8 protein-coding genes are annotated in these 11,661 nt (G+C 42.7%); 1 reads left to right on the top strand and 7 read right to left on the bottom strand.

The genetic code is table 11. The annotated features are described in order from the left end of the window. Positions 1-48: 48 nt before the first annotated feature. On the bottom strand, positions 49-1,338 hold the full coding sequence (locus DWZ38_RS17315) for a tyrosine-type recombinase/integrase (protein ID WP_117854337.1): 1,290 nt from the start codon (positions 1,336-1,338) through the stop codon (positions 49-51). A gap of 67 nt (positions 1,339-1,405) precedes the next feature. Next, entirely contained in the window at positions 1,406-1,603 is a 198-nt protein-coding gene (locus DWZ38_RS17310) for a helix-turn-helix domain-containing protein (RefSeq protein WP_117854336.1), read from the bottom strand. 193 nt (positions 1,604-1,796) lie between these two features. Here DWZ38_RS17310 and DWZ38_RS17305 point away from each other — a divergent pair, with 193 nt between their 5' ends. Beyond that, complete coding sequence (locus tag DWZ38_RS17305; RefSeq protein ID WP_226818136.1) at positions 1,797-1,988, top strand: transposase; 192 nt, start codon at positions 1,797-1,799, stop codon at positions 1,986-1,988. A 251-nt stretch (positions 1,989-2,239) separates the two neighbouring features. Here DWZ38_RS17305 and DWZ38_RS17300 read toward each other — a convergent pair whose 3' ends face one another. From DWZ38_RS17300 to DWZ38_RS17280, 5 genes are all read right to left on the bottom strand, one after another. Then, positions 2,240-4,306 carry an FAD-dependent oxidoreductase gene (locus DWZ38_RS17300; protein ID WP_117854335.1) on the bottom strand — a complete coding sequence of 689 codons (2,067 nt, stop codon included), beginning with the start codon at positions 4,304-4,306 and terminating at the stop codon, positions 2,240-2,242. A gap of 26 nt (positions 4,307-4,332) precedes the next feature. Then, positions 4,333-6,588 carry a glycoside hydrolase family 3 C-terminal domain-containing protein gene (locus DWZ38_RS17295; RefSeq protein WP_117854334.1) on the bottom strand — a complete coding sequence of 752 codons (2,256 nt, stop codon included), beginning with the start codon at positions 6,586-6,588 and terminating at the stop codon, positions 4,333-4,335. Positions 6,589-6,611: 23 nt separating this feature from the next. Continuing rightward, on the bottom strand, positions 6,612-7,988 hold the full coding sequence (locus DWZ38_RS17290; protein ID WP_117854333.1) for a glycoside-pentoside-hexuronide (GPH):cation symporter: 1,377 nt from the start codon (positions 7,986-7,988) through the stop codon (positions 6,612-6,614). A gap of 118 nt (positions 7,989-8,106) precedes the next feature. Continuing rightward, the gene (locus tag DWZ38_RS17285; protein WP_180210996.1) at positions 8,107-8,904 is read right to left on the bottom strand and encodes an SGNH/GDSL hydrolase family protein; all 798 of its coding nucleotides are present in this window, start codon (positions 8,902-8,904) and stop codon (positions 8,107-8,109) included. 109 nt (positions 8,905-9,013) lie between these two features. Next, entirely contained in the window at positions 9,014-11,644 is a 2,631-nt protein-coding gene (locus tag DWZ38_RS17280) for a family 78 glycoside hydrolase catalytic domain (RefSeq protein WP_117854331.1), read from the bottom strand. Positions 11,645-11,661 lie beyond the last annotated feature (17 nt).

Genomic DNA, 11,661 nt, shown 5'->3' with positions numbered 1-11,661 from the left:
CCGGTTAGTATTTTGTATGTTATCAGTAGTATTCTTCATAATTTTCCTTTATTCTTTTTCTGGCACCGCCGGAACTTTTCCCTCATCGTATTTTGCAGCAAATTTTCTAAATTCATCTGCCACATAATCCTGTTCCAGATGTGTATAATAGTTCGTCATATTTACGCTTGTATGTCCCACAATCTTACTCACCGTAAATGGAGACATATTAGACTCATTCAGTTTGGTGACGAACGTATGCCGAAATTTATGGGGATATACCTCATAAAGACGAGGTTCCCTATTTTCTTTTTCAGCTAATTCGATCTCTTTTTTTTCAATTATGCTTATAATACGTGAACATTCCGCGTTTGCATATTGAGGAAGAAAAACCCCTCCTGGTTGTGTTGTGAATACCAGATCCGGAAAATCTTTGAGGAAAGGATTTTCCTTTCCCCATGATGATCCGCTTTTTTCTTTATCCGCAATCTGCTTTTTCTCCCAAGAGTGAAATGCCAATTCAACACCCTCTGTCATAGGAATCCAACGATAACTTGCCTTTTTCTTAGGCGTCGTTATCTGTTTAACTGACTCTGGTTTTTCTAATCGATTTTTTCCTTCATCAAAATAAATCGTCGTTCTATTCAGTGTTTTATATACACGAATTCGATGACATTCAAAATCAATATCAGACCAGCAAAGTGCTGTAATTTCGCCAATACGCATTCCAGTATTCAAAATAATATAAAATAGTTCATAATATCTCGTGTTTTTTGCTGCATCAAGAAATGTTTTAATTTCCTCTGGTTGAAGTATTTTGCTTTCATCCTCCAATATTGGATCAACTGTTACTTTTTCGGATTTTTCTATTGCAATCCCTTTACAGGGATTCATTGGAATCATTTGATTATCTACCGCACTTTGAAGTAATTGCTTTACAATTGATAAAGTATGGACAACTGATGATTCCGCATAGCCATCGTTTTGCATTCCTTCAACCATATTGTAGATATGAGAAGGTGTGAGGCAATCAAGCCTCACAGCGCCAATAAAATCTGCACCCCGCTCAAATCCATCTACATATCCACGAACCGTATTAGCTTTAATTCGCCCAATTTTGTAAAGTTTCATCCATACATCAAACCATTCAGAAACTTTATATTTTTTCGCTTTATCATTATAACCCAGAATGTATTTTGCTTTTTCCAGATCACGTTTTTTCTTTAGTTTTGCCAAATTTCTATCATATAAATATTTGGGTTTCGGGGAACCTGGTATATAATATTTGGCTTGATAACGTCCGTCCTTCCTTTGCGAAAGTCCACTTCCTAATTCTTTGCCTTTCAAAGATTTTCCCATACTGTATTCATCCTTTCCAGGCCAGATTTCAAGTACATCAGAATATTAACACGTTCTAAAAAAATATTCAAGTGTCCTGTTCCTCCAACCAGTGTTCAAATTTTTTTCTGTGTACAAGTGTTCTGCGCCCAATTCGGACGCAGAAATCATTTTCAGCCATTATAGTACGAACTGTTTTTTCAGATAACCCAGTTAATTCACAGGTTTCTTTTACTGAAAGAAGAAGTTTCCCATTTTCCTCCTTTATATCGTTCTTTTTTCTCATACCTACATTTCCTTTCACATATCAAATTCAACTACTACAATGTACCATTCTCCCGTAATGCCAATATTTTTTCTATTGCTTCCTGTCTTGTTATGCCTTCTCTTTTGGCTTTTATTGGTGTTAGTATATAACCATAGACATAAAAAGTTGAATAGCCTATAATAATCATAATAATGTAAAGGAGCTGTTCAACATGGCAAAAAACCAAAAGAAGTACACACAAGAGTTTAAGCAACAAATTGTGGATTTGTACAATACAGGAAATTACTCATTTCCTCAGTTATCAAGTGAATATGGCGTAGCAAAGTCAACTATCTTAAACTGGGTAAGAAATCTAAGTCCTATCCAGGTTTCTGAGACAGGAAAAAGGGCTTATCATCTTTGATAGAGCCGGCCCAACAAGCATGGTATTACATTTTGCGATTTTGCATATGAAAAAGGAATCAATGAACTCTTCATTGACTCCTTTGATGATTACATCACACAAATTGAAATACCGATTAAAACTTAATATTAGTCAGTATAATTCTGTATATGACATCCCTCAAAAATCGACAGCCTAATGGTATCAATAATTCTTATAGCAGTGTTTCTATAATATATTAAAAGCCTCTTTGTCCGCTTAAGAGTTTAATCTTACAAAGAAAATGCTAAATCATAAGCCTCCCAGATTGCTGTTTTCAAATTTCCAACCTTTTTAACATCGCCGACTATATGAATATTCGTTTTCCCCTGTTGTGTTCCGCCGTCAACAAGCCTCGTGTCTGGCATATAACCACAGCTCATTATCACGTCGTCGCATTCCAACTGTATTGTCTTTTCCGCTGTCTCAATAACAATTCCATTTTCAATGATTTCTAAGAGCTTTGCGTTTTTATAAATAGGAACTTCATAATACCGCAATAAGTCTCTCATACAACTGGAGTTTGCCATGCAGAGTCCCTTGGTCTTTAAAATATCGTCTGCCATTTCCACAATAACCGGTCGTTTTCCTTTCAGCACAAGGTCATAGGCAATCTCGCAGCCCGTCAAACCTCCGCCGATTACAGCGACGTCCTTTCCTACTTTTCTCCCCAGCAGATATTCCGTTGCTTCAATAGCTTTTTCCTGTCCCGGAACATCTAGCTTTCTAGGTTTTGCGCCCGTAGCAATGATAATTTCATCTTCTGTCAGCTCAGCCAGAGTTGTAATTTCACAGTTGTATTCCACTTTAATCGGCAGGCTTTCTATTTCTTGTTGAATCCATCTTATAAATTCTTTATCTTTTTCTTTGAATTCAGGTGCTGCTGCAGCATTAAACACACCACAGAGCCGGTCACTCTTTTCATAAATAGTTACCTCATGACCTCGTATTGCCGCAATTCGGGCTACAGTCATCCCAGCGATACCCCCGCCGATGACCGCAATACTTTTCGTTACAGCTGCTTTTTTCTCAAAATCATATTTCTGCTCACAGAATGTCCTAGGGTTCAACGCACAATGCCCTTGTGTTTTTCCATCCTCTTCATCGATTTCACAGCCAACGCCTTCATAATGATAAATCGGAAGACATGCATTATGACATGCAATGCAAGGAAGAATGTCGCTAAATTTCTCCTGTTCCAGTTTTACAATATATTCCGGATCCGCCAGGAACTGACGTCCGATTCCCATAGCATCCAGTTTTCCTTCTGATATAGATGCTGAAGCTTCATCCGGCTGCATTCTTCCTGCACATACCACAGGAATTTCTACCACTTCTTTTAATCGTGTCACCTCCGCCATGTTACAGTTTAAAGGCATATATACAGGCGGATGCGCCCAGTACCATGAATCGTAAGTCCCATTGTCCGCATTAAGCATGTCATATCCTGCATCCTGAAGATATTTTGCGGCTTTCAGCCCTTCCTCAAGATCTCTGCCGGCTTCTGTAAATTTCTCACCATAAACTGCCCCGATACCAAAGCCGATTGTCTTACTGGTTACGGAATACCGAAGGGATACAGGGAATGTGTCACCGCACTGTCGCTTAATCTCCTCTACAACTTCTTTCGCAAACCTGTAGCGGTTATCAAAAGTCCCCCCATACTGATCTGTTCTCCGATTCGTATACTTCGTTGTAAACTGATCCAGCAGATAGCCTTCATGCACGGCATGCACTTCCACACCGTCAAACCCTGTCTCCATACAAAGTTTGGCTGTCTTACCATAGGCATCCACATACTCAAGAATTTCTCCTTCCGTCAGTGGTCTATGTATAATTTCTGGAAGCCAACGGTTAGGCAGTTCACTAGGGGCTACAAGAAGATTATCCCAGTCAAACATGGACTTTTGTCCGGTTTCCTTCTCTTTTTCATAAAGTTCCTTTAATGCCAGCGGCATGGTAAATGTTCGTCCCCATCCTGCACCAATCTGCAAAAACACTTTTGCACCGTAACTATGAATTTCTGCTAAAAGCGGCTTTAGTCCTTCGAATATTTCTTTCTGCTCATAAAGCCACTGTTTCCCCACCATACTACGCAGAGTAACCATTCCGGGAATAATTAAACCTACATGATTCTTTGCACGCTCCACATAATAATCATAGATATCCTCACCAATTTTAAAAATAGGTAAGCAGTCTATCATGTTTGTACCTTCCATTGGTTCCAAAACAAAACGGTTTTTAATCATTACCGTTCCAATTTTAAATGGTTCAAATAAAATTTCGTGTTCTTTTTTCATTTTTTGAACATCCTTCCTCAATTATCCTATTGTGCAAGTAAGCAATTCAACTGACCGATCAGCTGTTCCACCTGTTCTCCCGGCATCTGTCCCAGCAGAGATTTCATCGGCATTTCCCGGATAACTTGCTCTCCCAGCTTCTTGTATTCGTCACTCATACCTTCTGCTGATGCGGCTGCTGCTGCCAATGGAGCCAGCAGTTCCGTAATAACGGGAGCGGTTTTCGTATGATCCAATAATTCTCCGAACGTTGTTGTGAAATCTACGCGAAGGGGCAGTTCTTTCTGTGTTTCAAATACAATATCAGCATGTAATCGGATGTCATCAGAAGCATGGCCGATCAGGATCCGGTATGTTCCGGATGGCGCATACCAGTCCCCGAGACGTTCTTCATAATAGGAAAGATCCCTCGCCAAAATTTCCATCGACACCGTTTTTTCCTCTCCCGGCAGGAGATGAACTTTGGCAAATCCTTTCAATTCCTTGACCGGTCTCTCCGATATGCCGCACAGGTCAGCCACGTACAGCTGTACGACTTCTTTTCCTTCTGTCTTTCCTGTATTTTTCACCTTGAAGGAGACCGTCAGGATATCCTCATCCGTCATTTGAGCCGATGACAAATTCAAGTCCTCATAAGCAAATTCCGTGTAAGACAGCCCATGTCCGAATGCATACCGCACCGGAACCTTCTTTGTATCATAATAGCGGTACCCGACAAAGATATCCTCACCATATAACACCCGCTTTCCATTTCCTGGGAAATGAAGGTAGCTCGGATTATCTTCCAGCCGGTACGGGAATGTCTCCGCCAGCCTGCCGGACGGATTCGCTTCTCCGTATAACAGCCAGTCACAGGCTTCGCCAACGCCCTGACCTCCGAGATACATTTCAAGGATCGCGCTTACTTTATCAGCCCAGGGCAGTTCTACCGGGCTTCCATTGTGGAGTACAACTACAACATTAGGCTGTACTTTCAACACTTCTTCGATCAGACGGTCCTGGCATTGGGGCAGCTTCATAGATGTTCTGTCATACCCTTCCGACTCAAATATCTCAGGCAGACCGGCAAAGATCACCGCGACGTCTGCTTCTGCAGCAGTCCGAAGCGCTTTTTCTAGCTCTTGTTCCGTCATCGCGTCATTTTCCATAGAAAATCCTTTTGCATAAGTCACGCTACGCCCTTTTTCTCCGGCAGCATCTAATGCCGAAACGACCCTGAACGGATTGATATGGCTGGAGCCGCCGCCCTGATACCGCGGCTTTTCGGCAAATTCCCCTATATAGGCAACCTTTCTGTCTGTATTCAACGGAAGTATACCGTTATTTTCTAGCAGGACCGCACATTCCGTCTCAATATCCGCTGCTTTTTTATGATCTGTTTCCTTATCAGATATAATTTCCGGACAATGCTGCTCTTCACCGGCAAATACAACATTCAATACCCGCTCCACCGCTTCATCCAGCACAGCTTCGTCCAGTCTTCCCTCCTGTACTGCTTTCACAATCTGTCTGTCATTGTATCCTCCGGAATAAGGCATCTCCAGATCCAGTCCGGCCTGCAGTCCTTTCACACGGTTATTTACAGCGCCCCAGTCACTGACGACGCAGCCTTTGTATCCCCATTCTTTTCTCAGGATATCTGTCAGAAGATATCTGTTTTCCGAAGCATATTCTCCATTTATTTTGTTGTAGCTACACATGACGGTTCTTGGAGCTGATTCTTTCACCGCTTCCTCAAACGCAGGCAGGTAGATTTCCCTGAGCGCACGTTCTGACACCTCGGAAGATATCGTCATACGGAGTGTTTCCTGGTTATTCAGTGCGAAGTGCTTAATGCTTGTCCCCACGCCCTGACTCTGTACTCCGCGGATATATGCCGATGCCATCCTACCTGCCAGATATGGATCCTCCGACAGATACTCAAAGTTCCGCCCGCATAACGGGCTCCTTTTAATATTCACCGCCGGGCCAAGCAGCATGCTTACATTCTCGGCCTGACACTCCGCTCCCAGCGTCTCTCCCATCCGTTCCATCAGGTCAACATCGAAGCTGGAGGCTGTTGCACAGGCTGCTGGGAAACAAACGGCCTTCACACTTTCATTCAATCCCAGATGATCCGTTTCCCCTTCCTGCTTTCTCAGTCCGTGAGGGCCGTCCACCATCATAACTGACGGAATGTTCAGTCGTTTGATTTCTTTCGTATGCCAGTTATCAGCGCCCGAGCAGAGACTTGCCTTCTCTTCCAGCGTCATTTTTGAAATCAGTTCCTTTATTCTGTCCATCGCAAAAGTCCTCCATTCTTTTCTTAATACTGATTGATCATCTGTGACTCTGCCTCTTCACGGCTAATCTCACCATTGTTGCATTTTGCCATCAGCTGGACATCATGGTCATTAAGCTTGTAAAGGCGAAGCATAAGCAGAGTGCAAATCCCCCCGATAATGCTGCCAAGACAGCTGAATGTCCATAATTTATCGGCAAATCCTGCCGCCTGAACAACGCCTTCTCCTTCCCGGAAGCCGATTAAAGTTAACGCAAACACACTGACTGCTGTTGCGACCGCTCCATTTAATTTTGTAAAAAATGTCTGCGCTGCAAACGTTACACCACGCATTTTTAATCCTGTCTTGTACTGTCCATACTCGTAGCAGTCCGGCGTAAACTGATACTGCAGTATAACTGCTATTCCCAGCGGAATTCCTCCTAAGGCATTTAAAGTCACATACACCGTCATATTCTCATACCCAGCAATGAATCTTACAATTCCCAGAAGTAAAGCGAAAACATATGAAATATAGAAGACTTTAAATTTGTCATATTTCTTGCATAATTCTACTGCCATAACCGCACCGATTAAGGTTGGAATAATCACCGTCATCGAAACATATGAGGCAGCTTCTTCACCGCCAAGGCAGTACCGGGCAACATATAAGCCCCAATTTGCACCAACATTAAGCAGGCTGCTGATGAGCGGAGCCGCAAAGAAAATCAATAAATATTTGTTCTTTCGCAGACATTCTGCCATATCGCGCAGCGTATAACTATCTTCTGCCCCTTCGTCCAGTGCTCTTTCTTTTTCAATTACTCTCTCCTTTGCGAACAGACAGATTGGAATCATCATAACAACTGACAAAAGAGATAACACAATTACTGTTGTCGCCCAGCCGCCTAACCGCTGCCGTACCAACGGCAGGACAATTCCTGTAACAATACCTGCAAAAATAACAAACATCCTTCCTATACTGTTTAGTGAAATACGTTCCTTCTGGTCCGTTGTCATCGTGGTGACAATACCAAAAATCGGCACATCACAAAGGGTATAGGCTGTATCCCATAACATATAAGCAAGTGTTGCCCATATGATTTTAGCCATCATGGGAATCCCGGTAGGTATTGTAAAAAGAAGAATGGTCGCCACCGGAATCGCTATGACAGATATTTGAAGCCACGGCAGGAATTTCCCTTTCTTAAAATTTACCTTATCCATGATCATACCGAAGATCGGATCGTTGATGGCATCCCACACTTTCGTGATCAGCGCCACGATCGCAACCAATGCTGCCGTTATGCCGATATCTGTAAAATATGTAGTCATATATCCTATCAGTCCATAGAATACATTCTGTCCCATAAAATACAAACCATAACTGATTTTTTCTCTTTTTGTAACTGCATTTTCCATTTCGTTATCCGTCCTTTCATTGTTTGATTCAATTATAAATAATCCCAAAGGGCAAATCACCAACGATATATAAGCGGTTTACCGACGAAACTTAATATAATAATCATCTTTCTAAAAATTAATATAAATATTCTTCCATCTTAGGCGTCCACCATTCCAGATATCCTGCCTGCGTCGGATGAACCGGATCTGCCATATAAACTTCATATTCTTTTTCAGAAACGTCATTCATCTCCTCGTCATTCCAAAGGTCGATCACGCCTATTCCATATTTATCCTGAAGCTCAAATAATACATCTACCATCTGCTGATACTGTTTACTGTCATATTTTGTTCCAGTATAAAAGATCACGGGACAATTCCATGTCTGCTTTGCATATACAATGATATATTCCATTGCTCCTGTTATCGTCTGTGTATCAAAATCTTCCAAATTTTCTGAACGGCTGAGTTCTCCTATCGGCATTTCCTTCGACGCGTCATTCGTGGAAAGCTGGCAGACAAATGCATCGAATTTCTCATCTGTACCGATATTATTTTTCATCCTCTGGATATAAGACGTCTTTCCGTTATCCACTAAAGTAGTACCACTTACGGCCTCTTTTACATACTCACAGCCATTTCTATAAGAGATATAATCTACAAAGGAAACATCCATTGAGTACAGCCCTAAAGTTACAGACGATCCAAGATAGCAAATACGCTTTCCTTCAAGCGGACTGTTTTCTAAGGGTTCTACATTTTCCAGACTATATTTTTCTGCGTTTCCTGGCATTTTTTTCAGTTTGTTCTTCCAAACAAAATCAAACGGTCCACCACCGCCTGCCGCCCCTACTAAATATGCCAGACCTATACCCACAGCCAGAATCAAAATTAAAACGACACTTAAGGTAATCTTCAATATTTTCTTTTTCATAATCCTAAACTCCTCGTATTATTTTCAACTTTCGTATTAAGAAAAACTGACCGTCTGCTTTTGCCGGTCAGTTCTCACAAATACTGTCATTTTATTTCCTTTGATACTTTTATTCAAACTGATATATTCCGCTCCCCACCTCATACAATCTGCCATCCGGCAGTTTTACAGTGGCAGTTGTGTTACAGGGAATCTCCACTTTCAATTTAAATTTCCCCTCTTCCATACTCCACTCTGCCCCTACTTTACCGTACTCACTCATATAGGTACGTTTTGCACTTGTAAACGCATTATTCGGCTCCGGCGCAATCACAATCTTCTTAAATCCGGAAGCAGCCATATCAATGCCGCTTATCTTCCGGAACATCCAGTCGTCCACGCATCCAAAGGCATAATGGTTCAGGCTTGTCATAACCGGAGACCCGTCCTCCTTGTAAGAAATGTAATTTTCCCAGATTGTTGTCGCTCCCTGCTTCACCTCATAAAGCCATGACGGGCACTTTGTCTGGAGCAGGATTTTATATGCCTTGTCCATCCTGCCGATCTTACAGAGTGCATCCAGCAGATACGGTGTCGTCAGGAATCCTGTATCCAGACAATCCCCGTTTTCTTCTATCTTGCGGATCAAATGTCCGGCGATACTTTTTTTCTTCCTTTCAGGAGCAAGATCAAATGCGATTGCCAGCACATAACTGCCCATAAAATCAAGAGGCATCTTCCCATCATCATCGATCAGTCCTTTTTGAATGGCAGATTTCATTCTGGACGCAATGTCATCATAGTATAATTCGTCTGATGTATGCCCGAGGAGTGCTGCTGTATCTGCCATGATCCGACAGGAATTCCATCCAAAGATTGGCGCGCAGTATACAGAAGTATTGATAGGTTTTGCAGCGCTTTGGTCTGCTCCGTCTACTGTCTGGCTCGGTATGAGCCACTCCCCGTACTGATGTCCTGTATTCCACAGATACTGGTCAATTTCTTTTGGATGTTTCATCTTGCCTCTACGCTTCTTTGCAGTGTTGATGATATAGTCGCACCACTTTTTCATTGTGTCATACTGCTCTCTCAGTATCCTGATATTTCCTGTAAGCTGATACATGCTCCACGGTACGATACAAGCGGCATCTCCCCATCCCGCTTCTCCCACCGGTTCAAAATTGCGGTATACGATCCGATTCAGTTTCTCCAGTAATTCATAGATTCCGGTAAGGGGGATCACATTGGGAATCGCTCCGTTTTTCTGCTGGCTGCAGGTCATATTACGCAGCCATCTTGTCAGAAACGGGGTTACATTTTCGTTGAGCATGGCTGTTCTTGCATAAATCTGGATATCTCCGGTCCATCCGCCTTTTTCTCTCTGCGGACAGTCCGTGGGGATTGAGAACAGATTCGACCGCTGAGACCATCTTGTATTTTCGTAAAGCCGGTTTATATCTTCGTTGGACGTCTCAAAAGTTCCCAGATCCTCATTGTCAGAAGACAGGACAATCGCTGTGAAATCCTCCGGACTCACCGGCTGATTGCATGTCACTCTCACATAGCGGAAACCGTGATATGTAAAATGCGGTATATATTCTGTAAATTTCCCTTTTGAAATATAAATATCGCTTTGTTTGTGTCCTGTTTTCTCTGACATGAAAATATTATTGAAATAGTTTCCATATTGATCCAGAGTTTCAAAATGATCTAATACCATTTTTGTTCCGGCAGGCAGTTTCGCTTTTACGCGCAGAACCCCCGCCAGATTCTGCCCGAAGTCAATGATCGTCTCGTCTTTCGGGCTGACTGTCATTCCGACTGCCGGTACTTCCTTTACCGGGCGCACCGGTTCCCCGTACTGAGCTACCAGGTTCGCGTAAGATTTTCCGCATGGGATACCTGCTTTCCAGCTGCTGTCATCGAATCCGCAGCAGTTCCAGTTTTCCTGTTCCATCCGTGCGTCATAGAGTTCGCCTGCAAACAAATCGGAAGACCGGACCGGACTTTCCGAAACCTTCACAGCATCATCGGACAGAACAATTTCACTCGTTCCGTCTTCATAATCAATCTTTATCTGAAATAACACAGAATGTTCGGCTTTAAACTTCCTGCTTCTCGGTTTAAAGTTCGCACTGTCATACCAGCCGTCCCCCACTAACATTCCTATGACATTTCTTCCCTCTCTCAAGAATGGAGTCACATCATAAGTCTGGTAACACAGATATTTAGAATAGACGGTAAATTCCGGAGCAAACTCTCTGTCGTCCGGACGTATTCCGTTCACGCTGAGCTGATATGCTCCGTGGCATGTGGCATAGACGCGTGCCCGTTTTATACCGTCTCGTGCGTCAAATTCTTTGCGGAAATATTCTGCCGGATTCTGCCCGCCGGTTCCAGGTTTTACCTTTTTCATCGGGAACGGAGATTTCACCCACTCGGCCGTCCATTCTTTCTTCATAAATCCCGTCTCAAAGGATGAGGATGCCGCCGCCTTTTCTCCGTTATTAACCGTCACTTTCACTGTCCAGCTATAGTCACTGAGACTTTTCAATGGTTTCCCGTTGTACTCTACAAAAGTGCTTTTATCACTTTCTATCACCCCGGAATCCCACACTACTTCTCCCAGACTTGTCACTGTAATATGATAGGATGTCTGCATCACATTCTTTTTGTCACTGATGATCACCCATGAAAAATAAGGTACTTCGTCCACGCATGGTCTGTATTGACTGTTTACCTTAAGTCTTGTAAGCTCCATAGCAACCTCCCTGCCGG

The organism is Ruminococcus sp. AF31-8BH, from assembly GCF_003460605.1.
Lineage (GTDB): Bacteria > Bacillota > Clostridia > Lachnospirales > Lachnospiraceae > Blautia_A > Blautia_A acetigignens.
The sequence above is the reverse complement of the archived record's forward strand: the minus strand, read 5'-3'. Positions and strand labels throughout refer to the sequence as shown.